The 17937-nt window shown below is 74.0% G+C and carries 14 protein-coding genes; 4 read left to right on the forward strand and 10 right to left on the reverse strand.

Annotation, left to right across the window (positions count from 1 at the left end; genetic code table 11):
* Nucleotides 1-41: 41 nt before the first annotated feature.
* The 4 genes from infB to CLV34_RS01185 form a co-directional block, all read right to left on the reverse strand.
* Nucleotides 42-2909 carry a translation initiation factor IF-2 gene (gene infB / locus CLV34_RS01170; RefSeq protein WP_100348451.1) on the reverse strand — a complete coding sequence of 956 codons (2868 nt, stop codon included), beginning with the start codon at nucleotides 2907-2909 and terminating at the stop codon, nucleotides 42-44.
* 154 nt (nucleotides 2910-3063) lie between these two features.
* Nucleotides 3064-3603, reverse strand: a complete 540-nt coding sequence (locus CLV34_RS01175; RefSeq protein ID WP_342747188.1) for a YlxR family protein — start codon at nucleotides 3601-3603, stop codon at nucleotides 3064-3066.
* Nucleotides 3551-4600 (reverse strand): transcription termination factor NusA, encoded by a 1050-nt coding sequence (nusA, locus tag CLV34_RS01180; RefSeq protein ID WP_100348453.1) that lies wholly within the window; start codon nucleotides 4598-4600, stop codon nucleotides 3551-3553. The genes CLV34_RS01175 and nusA overlap by 53 nt, the downstream gene beginning before the upstream one ends.
* Complete coding sequence (locus CLV34_RS01185; RefSeq protein ID WP_100348454.1) at nucleotides 4600-5142, reverse strand: ribosome maturation factor RimP; 543 nt, start codon at nucleotides 5140-5142, stop codon at nucleotides 4600-4602. The genes nusA and CLV34_RS01185 overlap by 1 nt, the downstream gene beginning before the upstream one ends.
* Before the next feature lie 128 nt (nucleotides 5143-5270).
* Between CLV34_RS01185 and CLV34_RS01190 the strand changes: the two genes are divergently transcribed.
* Together CLV34_RS01190 and CLV34_RS01195 are read left to right on the forward strand one after the other, a co-directional pair.
* Entirely contained in the window at nucleotides 5271-6503 is a 1233-nt protein-coding gene (locus CLV34_RS01190) for a DUF4439 domain-containing protein (RefSeq protein WP_157803649.1), read from the forward strand.
* Between the two features lie 82 nt (nucleotides 6504-6585).
* On the forward strand, nucleotides 6586-7755 hold the full coding sequence (locus tag CLV34_RS01195) for an InlB B-repeat-containing protein (RefSeq protein ID WP_100348456.1): 1170 nt from the start codon (nucleotides 6586-6588) through the stop codon (nucleotides 7753-7755).
* Between the two features lie 98 nt (nucleotides 7756-7853).
* Here CLV34_RS01195 and CLV34_RS01200 read toward each other — a convergent pair whose 3' ends face one another.
* Nucleotides 7854-9710 carry a proline--tRNA ligase gene (locus tag CLV34_RS01200; RefSeq protein WP_245858873.1) on the reverse strand — a complete coding sequence of 619 codons (1857 nt, stop codon included), beginning with the start codon at nucleotides 9708-9710 and terminating at the stop codon, nucleotides 7854-7856.
* Nucleotides 9711-9764: 54 nt separating this feature from the next.
* Here CLV34_RS01200 and CLV34_RS01205 point away from each other — a divergent pair, with 54 nt between their 5' ends.
* Nucleotides 9765-10676, forward strand: a complete 912-nt coding sequence (locus CLV34_RS01205; protein ID WP_100348457.1) for a DNA-formamidopyrimidine glycosylase family protein — start codon at nucleotides 9765-9767, stop codon at nucleotides 10674-10676.
* Here the strand turns inward: CLV34_RS01205 and CLV34_RS01210 are convergent.
* Complete coding sequence (locus CLV34_RS01210; protein WP_157803650.1) at nucleotides 10659-11993, reverse strand: MFS transporter; 1335 nt, start codon at nucleotides 11991-11993, stop codon at nucleotides 10659-10661. The genes CLV34_RS01205 and CLV34_RS01210 overlap by 18 nt on opposite strands.
* Nucleotides 11994-12063: 70 nt before the next feature.
* Here CLV34_RS01210 and CLV34_RS01215 point away from each other — a divergent pair, with 70 nt between their 5' ends.
* Entirely contained in the window at nucleotides 12064-13083 is a 1020-nt protein-coding gene (locus CLV34_RS01215; protein ID WP_100349119.1) for a GlxA family transcriptional regulator, read from the forward strand.
* An 84-nt stretch (nucleotides 13084-13167) separates the two neighbouring features.
* Here the strand turns inward: CLV34_RS01215 and CLV34_RS01220 are convergent, their stop codons facing one another.
* From CLV34_RS01220 to dxr, 4 genes are all read right to left on the reverse strand, one after another.
* Nucleotides 13168-14061, reverse strand: coding sequence for a GNAT family N-acetyltransferase (locus tag CLV34_RS01220; RefSeq protein WP_100348459.1), 894 nt, complete (start codon nucleotides 14059-14061; stop codon nucleotides 13168-13170).
* A 77-nt stretch (nucleotides 14062-14138) separates the two neighbouring features.
* Nucleotides 14139-15293: a flavodoxin-dependent (E)-4-hydroxy-3-methylbut-2-enyl-diphosphate synthase gene (gene ispG / locus CLV34_RS01225; RefSeq protein WP_100348460.1), complete on the reverse strand. Its 1155-nt coding sequence runs from the start codon at nucleotides 15291-15293 to the stop codon at nucleotides 14139-14141.
* Nucleotides 15294-15366: 73 nt separating this feature from the next.
* Nucleotides 15367-16653, reverse strand: coding sequence for a M50 family metallopeptidase (locus CLV34_RS01230; RefSeq protein ID WP_100348461.1), 1287 nt, complete (start codon nucleotides 16651-16653; stop codon nucleotides 15367-15369).
* Nucleotides 16654-16753: 100 nt separating this feature from the next.
* On the reverse strand, nucleotides 16754-17905 hold the full coding sequence (dxr, locus tag CLV34_RS01235) for a 1-deoxy-D-xylulose-5-phosphate reductoisomerase (protein WP_100348462.1): 1152 nt from the start codon (nucleotides 17903-17905) through the stop codon (nucleotides 16754-16756).
* Between the last annotated feature and the right edge of the window lie 32 nt (nucleotides 17906-17937).

Here is a 17937-nt window from a genome sequence, read left to right on the forward strand (position 1 = left end):
GTCGGAGGTCGGTCGGGTGCGGCGTCACTCAGCGCAAGGCGTCACGAACGCGGCTTCTCCCGCATCTCGAACGTCTCGATGACGTCCTCGAGCTGGATGTCGTTGAACGACCCGAGCCCGATACCGCACTCGTAGCCCTCGCGGACCTCGGTGGCGTCGTCCTTGAACCGCTTGAGCGAGTCGACGGTGAGGTTGTCCCCGACGACGACGCCCTTGCGCAGGACGCGCGCCTTGGAGTTCCTCGTGATGGTGCCGGACCGCACGATGGTTCCCGCGATGTTGCCCGCCTTGGAGGAGCGGAAGATCTCGCGGATCTCGGCGGTGCCGAGCTGGACCTCTTCGTACTCGGGCTTGAGCATGCCCTTGAGCGCGGCCTCGACGTCGTCGATCGCCTGGTAGATCACCGTGTAGTAGCGGATGTCGACGCCCTCGCGGTCGGCGAGCTCGCGCACACGGTCCATCGGCTTGACGTTGAAGCCGATGATGATCGCGTTGTCCACCGTGGCCAGGTTGACGTCGTTCTGCGTGATCGCACCGACACCGCGGTGGATGACGCGCAGCTCGACCTCGTCGCCCACGTCGATCTTGAGCAGCGCGTCCTCGAGCGCCTCGACGGCACCGGACACGTCGCCCTTGAGGACGAGGTTGAGGGTCTCGACCTTGCCCTGCTCGAGCGCCTGCGTGAAGTCCTCGAGGCTGATGCGCTTGCGACGCTTCGCCAGGGTCGCTGCACGCTCCGCGGCCTCACGCTTCTCGGCGATCTGACGTGCGGTGCGGTCGTCGGGCGCCACGATGAACGTGTCGCCGGCGCGGGGCACCGAGGTCAGGCCGAGCACCTGGACCGGACGGGACGGGAGCGCCACGTCGAGGGTGTTGCCGTGCTCGTCGAACATCGCGCGGACGCGGCCGTGGGCCGTGCCGGCGACGATCGAGTCACCGACGGCGAGCGTGCCGGACTGGACCAGGACGGTCGCGACGGAGCCGCGACCCTTGTCCAGGTTGGCCTCGATCGCGACACCGCGAGCGTCCTTGTCGGGGTTCGCCCGCAGGTCGAGCGCGGCGTCCGCGGTGAGCAGGACCGCCTCGAGCAGCTCGTCGATGCCCATCCGGTTCTTCGCGGAGACGTTGACGAACATCGTGTCGCCGCCGTACTCCTCGGCCACCAGGTTGTACTCGGTGAGCTGCTGGCGGATCTTGTCGGGGTTGGACCCCTCCTTGTCCACCTTGTTCACGGCCACGACGATCGGGACGTTCGCGGCCTGGGCGTGGTTGAGCGCCTCGACCGTCTGCGGCATGACGCCGTCGTCCGCGGCGACCACGAGGATCGCGATGTCGGTGACCTGGGCACCACGGGCACGCATGGCGGTGAACGCCTCGTGACCCGGGGTGTCGATGAACGTGATGGCGCGGTCGTTGCCCTCGTGCTCGTGGTGCACCTGGTACGCGCCGATGTGCTGGGTGATGCCACCGGCCTCGCCCGCGACGACGTCCGACGAGCGGATCGCGTCGAGGAGCTTGGTCTTTCCGTGGTCGACGTGACCCATGACGGTCACGACCGGCGGGCGGGGCTCCAGCACGTCGTCGTCCTCGGCCTCGAGCTCTGCGTCGAGGTCGATGGAGAACGCACCGAGGAGCTCGCGGTCCTCGTCCTCCGCGGAGACCATCTCGATGCGGTAGCCGAGCTCGGCACCCAGGGTGCCGAAGGTGTCCTCGTCGAGGGACTGCGTGGCCGTGGCCATCTCACCGAGGTGGAAGAGCACCGTCACGAGGCTCGCCGGGTTGGCGTCGATCCTGTCCGCGAAGTCCGACAGGCTCGCGCCGCGGCGCAGGCGGATGACCGTCGAGCCGTCCCCACGGGGAACCTGCACGCCACCCAGCGAGGGGGCCTGCATCTGCTCGAACTCCTGGCGCTTCGCGCGCTTCGACTTGCGTCCGCGGACGGGGCGACCCCCGGCGCGACCGAAGGCACCCTGCGTGCTGCCGCGACCGGCACCACCGGGACGACCACCACCACCGGGGCGACCGGCGAAACCGCCGCCACCGGCACCGGCACCGCCGCCGGGACGACCGGCGTACCCGCCGCCGCCACCGCCGCCACCGGGACGACCGCCACCGGGACGACCGCCACCGGCACCACCGGGGCCGGGACGACCCAGGCTCGTCTTGCCGGGCATCATGCCGGGGTTGGGGCGCGGGCCGCCCGGACGGGGGCCACCAGGACGCGGCGCCGCGGGGCGGGGACCGCCCGGACGCTCACCGGCGTTCTCCGCCGCAGGGCGCTCGGAGCGCTCAGGACGCGCGCCGGGCCGGGGCATGCCCTGGCTGGACGCGAACGGGTTGTTGCCCGGACGCGAGCCACCGGCGCGAGGCATGCCCTGGCTGGACGCGAAGGGGTTGTTGCCCGGACGCGGCGCACCCGGACGCGGTGCTCCACCGGGACGCGGGTTGTCGTTGCCGCCGGACGAGCGCGGCGACGAGGCCGGCTTCGTCTCGGGGGCGGACTGTGCCTCTGCCGCGCGCTCGGCGGGCTTCGCGGCGGGCTTGGGCGCGGGGCGCGCCGGGCCGGGCCGGGCTGCCGGTGCGGAAGCCGACGGGGCCGGGCTCGCGGACGCGGCAGGTGCCTCGGCAGGGGCGTCCGCCGCAGGCTTGGCCGCGGCGGGCTTGGCCGGGCCGGGCGCAGCGGGACGCGCGCCGGGCCGGGCGCCGGGCGCGGGGGCGGCTGCGGGGGCAGCCGAGGAGCCGGCGGAGCCGCCGGCGGGGAACGTGTCGCGCAGCTTGCGCACGACGGGTGGTTCGATCGTCGAGGACGCCGACCGGACGAACTCACCGAGCTCGGTGAGCTTCGTCATGATGGTCTTGCTCTCGACCCCGAGCTCCTTGGCGAGCTCGTAGACGCGGACCTTAGCCACAACTCTCCTGTCTCGGCCCGCCCGGACAGGGAGGACCGTCTTAGTTACGAGGGGTGCTCATCGCAGGGTGCTCATCGCGTGCCCATGTTTCTGACCCGCTTCCTGATAGACGTGTCTGGCATGTCGACCTCGTGCCGGTGCGGCCGCCGTGGCCTCACTCCTGATGCTCCGCCACGAACCGGCGGACGTCGTCCGTGTCGAGGGGGCCGCTGTGACGCAGCGCCCGGGTGAACGCGTGACGACGTTCGGCGAGCTCGAGGCAGCGGACCCGGGGGTGGAGCCACGCGCCACGTCCCGGCATGCGGCAGGCGGCGTCGACGACGAGGGCCGGTGCACCGTCCTGACGTACGACGAGACGTACGAGGTCGGACCGAGGGACGCGTTCCCGGCAGCCGATGCACGTGCGGACCGGGCCCGCGGGCCCGACCGGGCCCTGGGAGCGCCGGTCGTCCGAGGTGGGCAGGCCGGACGACCCCGTCCGGGGCGCCGACTCGTGCGGTGCGTACGACATCGACCGGGCGCGCGGCCCGTCACCTCCTAGTCTACCCCTTGTCCGGCCCCGGACCCGACGTCCGGGCCGGTCCGACGTGTCGCGGCCGCCCGGACGCCCGGTCCGGACGGCCGCTTCCCGGTGTGGTGCGTCAGCCCTCGGCGCCGCCGTCGGCGGACGGCGCGGGGGCCTCGGACGGCGCATCCGCACGACCCGTGTCGGCACCGCCCTCGTCCGAACGGATGTCGATCCGCCACCCCGTGAGCTTCGCGGCGAGACGGGCGTTCTGCCCCTCCTTGCCGATCGCGAGCGAGAGCTGGTAGTCGGGCACCACGACGCGCGCCGAGCGGGTGGCCTCGTCGACGACTGTCACCGACGAGACCGTCGCGGGCGACAGCGCGCTCGCCACGAACCGCGCCGGGTCGGCGCTGTGGTCCACGATGTCGATCTTCTCGCCGTGCAGCTCCGCCATCACCGCGCGCACGCGGGCGCCCATCGGGCCGATGCACGCACCCTTGGCGTTGAGGCCCTGGACGTTCGAGCGCACCGCCATCTTGGAACGGTGGCCCGCCTCGCGCGCCAGCGCGACGATCTCGACCGACCCGTCGGCGACCTCCGGGACCTCGAGCTCGAACAGCTTGCGCACCAGGTTCGGGTGCGTGCGGCTGAGCACGATCTGCGGGCCCTTGAAGCCGCGCGAGACCTCGAGCACGTACGCGCGCAGGCGCTCCCCGTGCACGTACTGCTCGGTCGGGACCTGCTCGTGCGGCGGCAGCACCGCCTCGATCCCGCCGACCTCCACCAGGACGACCCGCGGGTCGCGGCCCTGCTGGATGACGCCGGCGATGACCTCGCCCTCCTTGCCGCGGAACTGCCCGAGGATCTGGTCGTCCTCGGCGTCGCGCAGGCGCTGGACGATGACCTGCTTCGCGGTCGTCGTCGCGATCCGGCCGAAGCCCGCCGGGGTGTCGTCGTACTCGGGCCCGAAGGAGCGCAGCCCCTCCTCGTCCACGATCTCCTCGCGCGCCCACACCGTGGCACGGCCCGACGTGCGGTCCAGCTCCACCCGGGCGTGCGGCTGCGACCCCGTGCTGTGCTGGTAGGCGGTCAGCAGGGCCTGCTCGATCGCGCCCACCAGGACGTCCAGGCCGATCTCGCGCTCCCGCTCGACCGCCCGCAACGCTGTCATGTCGATGTCCATCAGGCCTCCCCGCCCTCGTGCTCGTCCTGTGCGTCGTCGGCGGCCTCGGGGTCGTCGAGGTCCGCCGACTCCGCACGCTTCATCTCGACCTCGACCGTGCCTCGCGCGACGTCGGCGAGCGCCACGCGCTCCGGACCCTCCGTGACCTCCGTCAGCACCACGTCGTCGCCGTCGACCGTGTCGAGGCGTCCTGCGGCGGCGCCGCCGTCCCGGAGCGCGAGACGCACCAGGCGGCCGCGCGCCCGCAGGAAGTGGCGGCGCTCCGTGAGCGGCCGCGACACCCCGGGGGTCGACACCTCGAGCGTGTACTCGCCGGACACCGTGTCGGCCGCGTCGAGGGCGTCGGACACCGCCCGGGACACCTCGGCCACGCGGTCGAGGTCCAGGCTGCCGGTCTCGTCCTCGGGGAGGTCGAGCGTGATGCGGACGACGGTCCGCGGGCCCGAGCGGCCGAGCGTCACGTCCTCGAGGTACAGGCCGGACGCGTCCACGACGGGCGCCACGACCTCCTGGACGGCGTCTGCCGCGTTGTGCCTGGCCATGCGAGCTCCTGTCGGGTCGTCAGCCCACCGGGCTGTTCGCGGGCGGGCCGCGGCCGGGCGCGGAGCCCGGGACGCAGCCGGGGACGCCCCGACCGGTGTGCTGTTGTGCGGGGACCAGCCTAACGACAATGCACGACCAGACGACAATGCACGACCTCACGACGATGCGCGACCGCGCCACGGCGCCGGCGGGGCGCCGCCCTCACCCGGGCGTGACATCATCGGGCGCGATGCGCCACCTCCACCAGGCCCGAGCGGCCACGCCCACCGCGCCGGTCTGCCGCCCGGGGTGCGACGACCCGACCCCTCGGCGGCCACGGGCGGTCCGCGCGCTGCTCGTGGCGCTCGCCCTCACGGCTCTCGCGGGATCGGTCACCGGGTGCGACGTCCACCTCGCGCAGGACGGACCGGGACCGCTCGCGCTCACGGTCGACGAGCAGGTCCGGGCGGCGACGGTCGCGGACCTCGCCGCGGTGCGCGACCTGGCGCACGAGGCCCGGACCGCGTCGTCCGCGCCGCCCGCCCGATCCGTCCGCACCCAGCTCGCGCAGGTGGAGACGCGGGCCACCCAGCAGATCGCCGCGCTCGGCGGGCCCTACGACGGACCGCCGCCGACCGTCGCACCGGCGCCGGCCACCGGCGCGTCGTCACCGGCGACGGCCGCCGCCGCGAGCACCCCGACGGACCCGCCCGCCGCGACCCGCCCGGCGGACGTCGTCGCACGCCTCGCCGCCAACGAGGAGGCCGCGCGGGGTCGCCTCGTCCAGCCCGGCGACCCGGGCCTGGCGCGCCTCGTGGCGCAGGTCGCGACGAGCCAGGACCTCGGCGCCCGTGCGCTCGCGCGGGCCGCCCACCTGAGGGTCCCGGCGTCCGCGGCCCGCCTCCCCGCGCGGGTCCCGTCCACGTTCGCCGCGAGCACGTCGGACGGGCTCGCCGTGCTGGTGGCGTCGGAGGACGGCGCCGGCTACGTCCTCGAGGTGGAGGCGGCCCGCGCCCGGGGCGCCGCTCGCGACGCGCTGGTGTCGCGCGCCGCGCTGCACCGCGCCCGCGGGCAGCAGCTCGCGGACGCGGCGGGGCTCGCCGGGACGGACGACGACCCGCGCACGACCGCGTACGCGATCCCGTCGGGCACGGCCCGAGCCGTCGAGCGCCGGCTCGAGCAGGGGCTCGCGGCGCGGTACGCCCAGGCGCTCGACACCGCGGCGCCGCGGGACCGCACCGCGCTCGCCGACCTGCTGACCGACGCGGCGCGCGCGGCGGTCGACGCGGGCGGTCCCGTGACCGCGTTCCCCGGTGGCACGCCACCCGCTGCCACCACCCCGGCGACGACCGGACCGACGACCTCACCGGGGACGGACTGACGCCCCGACCTGAGACGGGCTGACGGCGCGACCGCGGGAGCGTTAGGTTGCCCTCGTCATCTTCGTCGTCGCAGGGAGCACCATGAAGCACATCACCACTCGCCGGCGTCGCGTCGTCGCGGCGCTCACCGCCGTCGGCGGGCTCGTCGCGGCCGTCGTCGCCGCAGCACCGGCCGACGCCGGCCTGCCCACCGTCACCGGGACGCGCATCTCGACGGCGACACCGTCGTCGAGCGTCTACACCGCCCTCGACGGCGGGGTCACCGACGGCACCTACTGGTACAGCGCCACCGTGGAGCACCACAAGAGCGGCAGCAAGACCTACGACTCCGCCCAGCTGATCAAGACGCCGCTCGGTTCGTCGACGCCCACGAAGCGGGTCTCCTACCGCATCCGGTCGGGCAACGCGACGAACCTGCTCGGCCACGCGAACGACATCGCGTACAACGCCGACACGGGCAAGCTCCTCATCCCCACCTGGACCAACGACAGCTCCGTCCAGGGCAGCACGCAGCCGCGCAGCCTGCGCGTCGTGAACCGGTCGACGCTGGCCGTCGAGAGCACCAAGACGCTCCCCCACACCACGACGAACATCTGCTACGACCCGACCACCCACCAGTACGTGGCGGGGACGTTCAACCGGTACTACGTCTACGACAGCGCATTTCACGAGAAGTCCACGAGCGGGACCCTCAAGATGCCGGGCACGGGCCAGGGCATCGACTGCGACTCCCGGTACGTGTACGTCATCGCCAGCCCGAAGCCGGGCTCGCTGAGCACGAACCGCATCTACGTCTACACGTGGTCGTTCTCGCTCGTGCGGACCTACGAGTACCGGACCAGCTCCGAGAGCGAGCACCTGACCCACTCGGGCAGCACGTTCTACCTCGGGTTCAACATCGGGGCGGGCGCCCTGTACCGGCTCGACGGCTTCCAGTTCACGGTGCGGTACTACGGCGGCGGCGGCTCAGGCAGCATGTCGTCGACGACGGTCCTCTACGGCCGCAGCACCGCGCTGCGCAAGAACACGTTCACCCGGTCGGGGTACACGTTCACCGGCTGGACGGCGCAGCGGTCCGTCGACAGCAAGTACCGCTACGTGAACCCGAAGAGCACCTCGCAGACGGGCTGGTACACGAAGGGCAAGCAGCCGTCGGGCTGGGCGCTCATCCAGTACCACGACGCCTCGTCGGTCTACCAGACCACGTCGCGCGGCACGGTCTGGCTCACGGCCGCCTGGAAGAAGAAGTAGCGTTCGGCCGCCGCGAGGCGCACCGGCGCGCGCATGGCGGAGGCGCCGACGCGGACCAGGGGGTCCGCGTCGGCGCCTCCGTCATGCGGCGGGGTCTTTCAGGAGCGGCCCGGAGCGGCCGCCAGGAGCGCCTCGACGCGGCCGACGACCGCGTCCACGACGTCGTCCACGGGGACCTGCTCGGCATCGCCGCCGACGCGCGAGCGCACCTCGACCACGCCGTCGGCCAGCCCGCGGCCCACGACGACGACGAGCGGCGCGCCGAGCAGCTCGGCGTCGGCGAACTTCACGCCCGGCGAGACCTTCGACGGCCGGTCGTCGTACAGCACCTCGACGCCGCGGTCGGCAAGCTCCGCCGCGATCCGCTCCGCCGCCTCGAACACCGAGGCGTCACGGCCCGCCGCGACGAGCTGCACGTGGTGCGGCGCGACGTGCACCGGCCACGCGAGGCCCTTGTCGTCGTGGTTCGCCTCGGCGAGGGCCGCGAGGACGCGGGTCACGCCGATGCCGTACGAGCCCATGGTCACGACCTGCTGCTTGCCGTTCACGTCGAGCACGGTCAGGCCGAGCGCCTGCGCGTACTTGCGGCCGAGCTGGAAGATGTGGCCGATCTCGATGCCGCGCGCGAGCTCGAGCGGGCCGGACCCGTCGGGGGCCTCGTCGCCGGCCTTGACCTCGGCGGCCTCGATCGTGCCGTCCGCGGTGAAGTCGCGACCGGCCACCAGGTCGAACACGTGCTTGCCGGGAGCGTCCGCGCCGGTGATCCAGCGCGTGCCCTCGACGACGCGCGGGTCGAGCAGGTAGCGCACGGCGGACACGGTCGCCGGGTCGCCGTCGCCGGCCGCGCCGTCGACGGGCACCTGGGCGCCCTGCGGGCCGAGCGAGCCGGGGCCGATGTAGCCCTTGACGAGCTCGGGGTGCGCGGCGAAGTCGGCGTCGCCCGCGGGCTCGACGTCGGCGGGCTCGACCGCGGCACCGAGACGCTTGAGGTCGACCTCGCGGTCGCCCGGGAGACCCACGACGACGACCTCGCGCCGCCCGTCGGGGTGCGTCAGCGCGAGGACGACGTTCTTGAGCGTGTCGGCGGCCGTCCACAGGCGGTCGGGACGTCCGAAGCGCTCGTTCGCGATCGCCACGAGCGAGTCGATGGTCGGGGTGTCGGGGGTGTCCTCGACGTGGGCCGCGGGGGCGTCGTCGTACGGGAGCGCGTCGGGCACGGGCGTCACGACGGCCTCGACGTTCGCCGCGTACCCGCCCGCGGAGCGGACGAACGTGTCCTCGCCGATGGGCGTCGGGGTGAGGAACTCCTCGGAGCGGGACCCGCCCATCGCGCCGGACGTCGCCGCGACGACGACGTACTCGAGCCCGAGCCGGTCGAAGATGCGCTGGTACGCCGCACGCTGGGCCGCGTACGAGGCGTCGAGGCCCGCGTCGTCCATGTCGAACGAGTAGGCGTCCTTCATGACGAACTCGCGACCACGGATCAGCCCGGCGCGCGGACGCGCCTCGTCGCGGTACTTCGTCTGGATCTGGAACAGGGTGGTCGGCAGGTCCTTGTACGAGGAGTACAGGTCCTTGACGAGCAGCGTGAACATCTCCTCGTGCGTGGGCGCGAGGAGGTAGTCACCCTGCTTGCGGTCCTGGAGACGGAACAGGTTGGGGCCGTACTCCGACCAGCGGCCCGTCGCCTCGTAGGGCTCGCGGGGCAGCAAGGCCGGGAAGTGGACCTCCTGGGCGCCCGCGGCGACCATCTCCTCGCGCACGACGGCCTCGACCTTGGCGAGCACGCGCAGACCCAGCGGCAGCCAGGTGTAGATGCCGGGCGCGGCACGCCGGATGTACCCGGCGCGCACGAGCAGCTTGTGGCTCGCGACCTCCGCGTCGGCCGGGTCCTCCCGGAGCGTGCGGACGAAGAGGGTGGACATCCGAAGGACGGGGGTGCGGCCGAGCGACATGGTCGACAGCCTACCGGCGCGGCGCCTGTCGGCGGTCCGCGCGAGGATGGGTCCGTGCCCGAGCTGCCCGAGGTCCAGGCGCTGGTCGAGTTCCTCGACCGGCGCACGCGCGGTCACGTCGTGACGGCCGCGTCGCTCGGCCAGATCTCCGCGCTCAAGACGTACGCGCCGCCGCTGTCCGCGCTCGTCGGCGGCACGGTCGCGGGGGTGGCGCGGCACGGCAAGTGGATCGATCTCGAGGTGGTCGGGCCCGAGTCGCTCCACCTCGTGCTGCACCTGTCGCGCGGGGGCTGGGTGCGCTGGCACGACACCGTCCCGACGACGCCGGTGCGGCCGCGTGCCGGTGGCGCGGGCGGCGGACGGCCCACCCTCGCGCTGCGGGTCGCGCTCGACGACGGCTCGGGGTTCGACGTCACCGAGGCCGGCACCCGCAAGCGGCTCGCCGTCCACGTGGTGCACGACGCGGCGGAGGTCCCGCAGGTCGCGACGCTCGGGGTGGAGCCCCTGTCCCCCGCGTTCACCGTGGAGCGCTTCGCCGCGCTCCTCGCGGCGCGCAACCAGCAGGTCAAGGGGCTCCTGCGCGACCAGGGCACGATCGCCGGGATCGGCAACGCCTACTCCGACGAGATCCTGCACGCCGCCCGCACGAGCCCGTTCCGGCTGACGAAGACGTACCGCGACGCCCTGGACGACGTCGCCGCGCTGCACCGCGCCACGGTCGAGGTCCTGACGGAGGCGGTCGCCGCCGCGTCCGGCAAGCCCGCCGCCGAGCTCAAGGACGCCAAGCGGCGCGGCATGCGGGTGCACGGCCGCACGGGCGAGCCGTGCCCCGGCTGGGACGGCACCCCGTGCGGCGACGTCGTCCACGAGGTGTCGTTCGCGGACTCGAGCCTCCAGTACTGCCCGACGTGCCAGACCGGCGGGACACCGCTCGCCGACCGGCGCATGTCACGGCTCCTGCGCTGACGGGCCGGACGCGACCGCGGAGGCGCCCACCGACGGGTTCGGCAGGTCGGCCCGATGCTCGCTCGCCGCCGCGTGGCGCACCTCTCCCGCGCGCGAGTGCGGACCGCGGGCCAGCAGGACCGCGACAGCGGCAGCGGCGACAACCACGGCGAGCCCGAGCGCGGGCCACCCGGACCGGGTGGCGAGCGCGCCCGCGCTCAGGGTGCCGGCCACCTGGAAGACGGTCCCGGTGGCCTCCGCGTAGGGCTGGACCAGGCCGCGCTCGACGGGCCGGTAGGACGCCGCGACGAGCGCGCTGCCGCCCGAGTAGGCGAGGTTCCAGCCGACGCCGACGAGCAGCATCGCGGCGAAGAAGGTGGGGAGCGAGCTGCTGACCGCGGCCGACGACCCCGCCAGCACCACGACGACGGCGCCCGCCGCCGCCACACGGCGCTCGCCGAACCGGCCGATCCACCGCGCGACCACGAACCCCGGCGCGAACATGCCGACCATGTGGAGCTGCACGGCGAAGGCCGCCTGGCCCTCGCTGTGCCCCATGTCCATGCCGGCGATCGGACCGGCCGTCATCATCGAGGTCATCGCGACGGCGGCGAGCACCACCGCCGCGACGCCCGCCAGCAGGTCGGGCTGGCGCCACAACGCCCTGCGGGACCGTGGCCCCTGCGTCACGGGAGCGTCCGAACCCTCCGGCAGACCCCGTCCGCCGGACGACCGGACCACGGGCGCCGCGCGGCCCGAGAGCGTGAGCGCCCGCGGCAGGCCGGCGTTCCAGGCGACGGCGAGCAGCGCGAAGCCCGCGACGAGCAGGTACGAGGCCACGTACGGCGTCGCCGTCGCGGTGCGCACCGCGGTCGCCGCGAACGGGCCGACCAGCGCGGCGACGAGGCCGCCGGCGAGAACCGTGCTCACCGCACGCGCACGGGCGTCCGGCACCGCGTCGGCCGCCGCGTACCGGTAGTAGCCGGCACCGGCCTGGTAGACGCCGACCAGCGCGGTGCCGACGCAGAACAGCCAGAACCGGTCGGTCTGGACGGCGAGCGCGCTCACGAGGCCGGCGACGACGGCGACGGACGCCGCGACCGTGAAGACGCGCCGGTAGCCGGACCGGCCGATCCAGCGAGACAGGACGAACGTGCTGACACCGGCCGCGAGCGGTATCAGGGCGAACGGGAGCGTCGCGAGGAGCCTGGTGGGGGCGAGGTGGTCGCCGACGATGCCCGTGAGGGTGAGGTCGACGGACATCCCGAAGACGTACAGGGCCTGCGAGGGGACGAGGCGGCGCGCGAGGTCGAGCCCGGCCGGTGGCTGCGTGGTCATGCGTCCAGCGTGGCGGCGGAGACCGACGGCGACGAGTGGCTGAAGTGACATCCTGCGATAGATTCCCGCCATGGACCCGTCGACCGTCCCGCCGGACCGGACCGCGCAGCCACCCGAGCACACACCCGCGCACCGGGTCGCGCACCGGGTCGTCGTGCTCGCCCTGCCGAGCGCGCTGCCGATGGAGGTCGGCATGCCGTTCCAGGTGCTCGCCGACCGGGACCAGGCGCCGTACGACGTGTCGCTGTGCGGCGCCCGACCGGGTCCCGTGGCGACCACCGGCGGCTTCCCGCTCGTGGCACCTGCCGGCCTCGAGGCGCTCGCCACCGCCGACACGGTGATCGTCCCGGCGTCCCGGCCGCACGGGCGACCCCTCGCCCCGGAGGTGCTGACCGCGCTGCGCGACGCGCACGCGCGGGGGGCACGCGTCGCCTCGATCTGCGTCGGCGCGTTCGCGCTCGCGCAGGCCGGCTTGCTCGACGGGCGTCGTGCCACGACCCACTGGCTGCACGCCCCCGAGCTGGCGGCGCGGTTCCCGGCCGTCGAGGTCGACCCGGACGTCCTCTACGTCGACGAGGGGGACGTGGTCACGTCGGCAGGCATGGCCGCAGGGATCGACCTGTGCCTCCACCTGGTGCGGACGGACCACGGCGCCGCCGTCGCGAACGAGGTGGCCCGCCTCGTCGTCGCGGCGCCGCACCGCGACGGCGGGCAGGCCCAGTTCGTGCCGCGGTCACCCGAGCCGGAGCGGCAGACCGCCCTCGCCGCGACCCGGGCGTGGGCGCTGGCCCGGCTCGACGCACCGCTCACCGTCGCCGACCTGGCCCGCCACGCCCGCCTCTCCGAGCGCACCCTGACCCGCGCGTTCACGGCGGAGACGGGCACGTCGCCCCTGCGGTGGCTCACCACGGCGCGCGTCGACCGGGCACGCGCGCTCCTGGAGACGACAGCGCTGCCCTTCGACGTCGTCGCGGCGCGGTGCGGCCTGGGCACCGCCATGAACCTGCGCCTGCACCTGCGCCGCGCGATCGGCGTCACACCGTCGGAGTACCGGGCGACGTTCGCGCCGCAGCCCGTCCTTGCCCGGTGACGGCGTGCCCGGTGAGGCCCGGCTCGGTGAGGCCCGGCTCGGTGAGGCCCGGCTCGGTGAGGCCCGGCTCGGTGAGGCCGGCGCTCAGAACAGGACGGTGGCGAGCGTCCCGACCTGCTCGAAGCCCACGCGCCGGTACGCGGCGAGCGCGGGCTCGTTGTACGCGTTGACGTAGAGGGAGACGACGGGCGCGACGTCGCGGCGCGTCGCGACGACGACGGCGGCCATCCCGCTCTCGGAGAGGCGGCGTCCGCGGCGCAGCGGGTCGACCCACACGCCCTGCACCTGCGCGACGGACGGCGTGACGGCGCCCAGCTCGGCCTTGAACGCCACGAACGGCTCGTCCGCGATCGTGCGCTCCACCCGGACGAACGTGCGCCCGCGTGCGAGGTGGGCGCGCACCCGGCGCTCGTAGGCGGAGCCGCCGGCCGCGACGGGCGAGTATCCGACCTCCTCGACGAACATCCGCACCGACGCCGGCAGGACGAGCGCGAGCTCGTCGGGATGGGCGCGCCGCACCCCCGGGTCGGGTTCGACGTCGGGTTCGCGCGCGATCATCATCGACGGCTGGTCGGCGCGGATCTCGCGCGGCCGGGGCCAGGTGGGGGCCAGGCGTTCCCACAGCCCGAGCGCGACCGCGGTCTCCCCCACCACGGACGACGAGCGACGACCCTCGGCACGGGCGAGAGCGGCGAACGCGTCGAGCGCCTCCGCCCGGTCGGAGCCCGTCAGCGGGACGACGGGGAACAGGTTGGCACCGGACCAGCACACGGCGCGCAGCGCGCCCGTCGCGGGGAAGCCCCAGAACGAGCCGCCCTGTCGGCCGCCCGGGTCCAGGTCGGCCAGCCGCGCACCGGCGAGCGCCGACGACACGGGGTCGACGGCGAGCACGGCACGCGCCGCGGCGACGTCCGACACGCCGAGCACCCGACCGGCCCCCGACGGGGCCCGGGTCTCGGCAGCGAAGAACCGGCGCATGCGGTGATTGTCCCCTACCCGGACGCCCGTCGCCGGGCCTGATGCGTGGACGGTGGTCGGTGGCTGCCGGCCGCGCGTCAGCCGACGCTGACGGTCGGCTGGCCGGACTCGACGGGACCCATGCTGTCGGCGATGCGCATGGCCTCCTCGATGAGGGTCTCGACGATCATCGCCTCCGGGACGGTCTTGATGACCTCGCCCTTGACGAAGATCTGGCCCTTGCCGTTGCCGGACGCCACGCCGAGGTCGGCCTCGCGGGCCTCGCCGGGGCCGTTGACGACGCAGCCCATGACGGCGACGCGCAGCGGCACGTCGAGCCCCTCGAGGCCCGCGGTGACGCGCTCCGCGAGCGTGTACACGTCCACCTGGGCGCGCCCGCACGACGGGCACGACACGATCTCGAGCTTGCGGGGGCGCAGGTTGAGCGACTGCAGGATCTGGATGCCGACCTTGACCTCCTCGACCGGCGGGGCCGACAGCGACACGCGGATGGTGTCGCCGATGCCCTGGCTGAGGAGCGCGCCGAACGCGGTCGCGGACTTGATCGTGCCCTGGAACGCCGGGCCCGCCTCGGTGACGCCGAGGTGCAGGGGCCAGTCGCCGCGCTGGGAGAGCAGCTCGTAGGCGCGCACCATGACGACGGGGTCGTTGTGCTTGACGGAGATCTTGAAGTCGTGGAAGTCGTGCTCCTCGAACAGCGACGCCTCCCACACCGCCGACTCGACGAGCGCCTCGGGCGTGGCCTTGCCGTACTTCGCGAGCAGGCGCGGGTCGAGCGAGCCGGCGTTGACGCCGATGCGCAGGGAGACGCCGGCGTCCTTCGCGGCCTGCGCGATCTGCTTGACCTGGTCGTCAAACTTGCGGATGTTGCCCGGGTTGACGCGGACGGCCGCGCAGCCCGCGTCGATCGCGGCGAACACGTACTTCGGCTGGAAGTGGATGTCCGCGATGACGGGGATCTGCGACTTCCTCGCGATGATCGGGAGCGCCTCGGCGTCGTCCGCGCTCGGCACGGCGACGCGCACGATGTCGCACCCGGCAGCGGTGAGGGCGGCGATCTGCTGGAGGGTCGCGTTGATGTCGGTCGTCGGCGTCGTCGTCATCGACTGGACGCTGACCGGCGCGTCGCCGCCGACGGCGACCTTCCCGACCTGGATCTGACGGGTCTTGCGACGGGGGGCGAGGACGGGCGGGGGCGCCTCGGGCATTCCCAGGCTGATCGGTACGCTCACGTCCCCAGTATCCCCTGCCGTGCCGCACGCCACGTCCCCGGGACGGTATCCCCCGTCACCTTTCACCGGCTCGTCACGTGAGGCGGACCGGGTCGACGATGTCCGCGTAGATCAGCAGCAGGCCCATGGCCACGAGCACGACGAACACCCCGTAGGCGACCGGCGTCATGCGGGCGACGTCGGCCGGGCCCGGCAGCGACCGGTGGCGGACGCGTGCCACGGTCCGCTTGGCACCCTCGTACAGTGCGCCGACGACGTGCCCGCCGTCGAGCGGGACGAGCGGGATGAGGTTGAACACGAACAGCGCGATGTTGAGGCTCGCGAGGAGCGCGAGGCCGAAGCGCACCGAGTCGAGGACGGTCGTGCCGTCCTGGTCGGTGACGTCGACGGCGATGCGCCCCACGCCGACCACGCTGACCGGGCCGTCGGCCGTCCGCGGCTCGTCCCCGAAGGTCTGCTGCGCGACCTGGACCACCTTGACCGGCAGCTCGACGACCAGCCCCGCGGTCGCGGTCACGCCGTCCCACGTCTGGGACAGCGCCTCGCCGAGGCTCGCGTGCTCGGTCTCGGTCGTGGGGGTGAGCCCGATCGCGGGTGCGGTGGTCGCCTTGCCGTCGATCGTGGTCGTGCGCTCGACAGGCGTCACGTCGAGGGTCACGCGCTCGCCGGCGCGCTCGACCACCATCGTCGTGGGCGACGTGCCGTGGTCGGCGATCGCCCCCGTGAGGTCGTCCCAGCCGTCGACAGGCACCCCGGCGTACTCGACGACCGTGTCGCCTGCCTGGAGGCCCGCCGCCTGCGCCGGGGACGCCGGCAGACCGGAGCAGCTCGTGTCGGCGTACTCACCGTCCGTCACCGTCACGGGCGCGACGCAGTCGCCCACCGTCCCGACAGTCGTGGTCGCCTGGTTCGGCGTCCCCAGCCCGCACAGCACCACGATCATGAGGACGGCCGCGATGAGCAGGTTCATCACCGGGCCGCCGAGCATCACCACGACCTTCTTCGGCGCCGAGAGCTGGTAGAACGCGCGGCCCTCCTCGCCCGGGTGGATCTCGTCGAGGCTCGCCTCGCGCGCCGCCTCCGTGACCTCGTACGCCCAGCCGCGCCGCCGCCGTCGGGCGCCCGCAGGTGCCGGCGGGTACATGCCCACGAGGCGGACGTAGCCGCCCGCCGGGATGGCCTTGACGCCGTACTCCGTCTCGCCCTTCTGGCGCGACCACAGCGTCGGGCCGAACCCGACCATGTACTGCGAGACCCGGACGCCGAAGCGTTTCGCGGGCACCATGTGCCCCACCTCGTGCAGCGCGATCGAGACCAGCAGGCCGACGAACAGCACGATCAGGGTGACGGCGACCGTCATTCCACCTCCCGGGGCACACAGGGGCGGCTCCCCTGCGTCGGACAGCATGGCGCACCCGGCTGGGCGCCCGCTGAGGGTACGTCGAGAGCGTGTCCGACCGTCAGCGCCGCGCGAGGACGGCGGCCGCGCGCTCCCGCGCCCAGGCGTCCGCGGCGAGCACGCCGTCGAGCGAGGCCTCGAACGCCGCCTGGTCGTGCGCGGCGACGACCCGCTCGACCGTGTCCACGATGTCGAGGAAGCCGATGGCCCCGTCGTGGAACGCGTCGACGCACACCTCGTTCGCCGCGTTGTACACCGCGGGGGCCGTTCGTCCGGCCGCACCCACCTGGCGCGCGAGGCGGACCGCCGGGAAGGCGTCGTCGTCCAGCGGCAGGAACTCCCACGACTGCGCCTGCGTCCAGTCGACCGGGACGTCCACGTCGTCGAGCCGGTCGGGCCACGACAGGCCCAGCGCGATCGGGACGAGCATGCGCGGCGGCCCGGCCTGCGCGATCGTCGACCCGTCCTGGAACTCGACCATCGAGTGGATGATCTGCTGCGGGTGCACCACCACCTCGATGCGCTCGAACGGCACGTCGAACAGCAGGTGCGCCTCGATGACCTCGAGGCCCTTGTTGACGAGGGTCGCCGAGTTCGTCGTCACGACGCGGCCCATCGCGAAGTTCGGGTGCTGGAGCGCCTGCGCGGGCGTCACCGGGCGCATCTGGTCGCGCGTCAGACCCCGGAACGGCCCGCCGCTCGCCGTCACGACGAGCCGTCGCACCTCCGCTGGGGCTCCCGACCGCAGGGCCTGCGCGATCGCCGAGTGCTCCGAGTCGACGGGGACGACCTGGCCCGGGCGCTGCACGGCCGACGTGACCAGCGCCCCCCCGACGACCAGCGACTCCTTGTTCGCGAGCGCGAGGGTCGAGCCCGCCCGCAGCGCGGCCAGCGTCGGACCGAGCCCCACCGCACCCGTGATGCCGTTGAGGACCACGTCCGACCCGCGACCCGCGAGCTCCGTCGACGCGTCCGGCCCGTCGAGCACCTCGACGCCCGCCGGCAGCTCGTCACGCACCCGCGCCGCGGCGTCGCGGTCCGCGACGGCGACCGCGCGCACCCCCAGCTCGACCGCCTGCCGGGCCACGAGACCCGGGTCGCCGCCGCCCGCCGTGATCGCCTCGACCGTGAACTGGTCCCGGTGTCGCCGGACCACCTCGATCGCCTGCGTGCCGATGGAACCCGTGGAGCCGAGGATCGTGACCGAGCGCATGGGCCCCAGTGTCTCAGCCCCGGTGCCCGGCC

This window comes from Luteimicrobium subarcticum, from assembly GCF_002798015.1.
In the GTDB taxonomy this organism is placed as follows: Bacteria; Actinomycetota; Actinomycetes; order Actinomycetales; family Cellulomonadaceae; genus Luteimicrobium; species Luteimicrobium subarcticum.

Coding starts and splice junctions, on each gene's coding strand:
- CLV34_RS01230 (WP_100348461.1), bottom strand. CDS start 16,653: ATGACGGTCGCCGTCACCCTGATCGTGCTGTTCGTCGGCCTGCTGGTC.
- dxr (WP_100348462.1), bottom strand. CDS start 17,905: ATGCGCTCGGTCACGATCCTCGGCTCCACGGGTTCCATCGGCACGCAG.
- CLV34_RS01185 (WP_100348454.1), bottom strand. CDS start 5,142: ATGGCCAGGCACAACGCGGCAGACGCCGTCCAGGAGGTCGTGGCGCCC.
- nusA (WP_100348453.1), bottom strand. CDS start 4,600: ATGGACATCGACATGACAGCGTTGCGGGCGGTCGAGCGGGAGCGCGAG.
- CLV34_RS01190 (WP_157803649.1), top strand. CDS start 5,271: ATGCACGACCAGACGACAATGCACGACCTCACGACGATGCGCGACCGC.
- CLV34_RS01195 (WP_100348456.1), top strand. CDS start 6,586: ATGAAGCACATCACCACTCGCCGGCGTCGCGTCGTCGCGGCGCTCACC.
- CLV34_RS01220 (WP_100348459.1), bottom strand. CDS start 14,061: ATGCGCCGGTTCTTCGCTGCCGAGACCCGGGCCCCGTCGGGGGCCGGT.
- CLV34_RS01175 (WP_342747188.1), bottom strand. CDS start 3,603: ATGCGCCGTCCGAGGCCCCCGCGCCGTCCGCCGACGGCGGCGCCGAGG.
- CLV34_RS01210 (WP_157803650.1), bottom strand. CDS start 11,993: ATGACCACGCAGCCACCGGCCGGGCTCGACCTCGCGCGCCGCCTCGTC.
- CLV34_RS01200 (WP_245858873.1), bottom strand. CDS start 9,710: ATGTCGCTCGGCCGCACCCCCGTCCTTCGGATGTCCACCCTCTTCGTC.
- CLV34_RS01215 (WP_100349119.1), top strand. CDS start 12,064: ATGGACCCGTCGACCGTCCCGCCGGACCGGACCGCGCAGCCACCCGAG.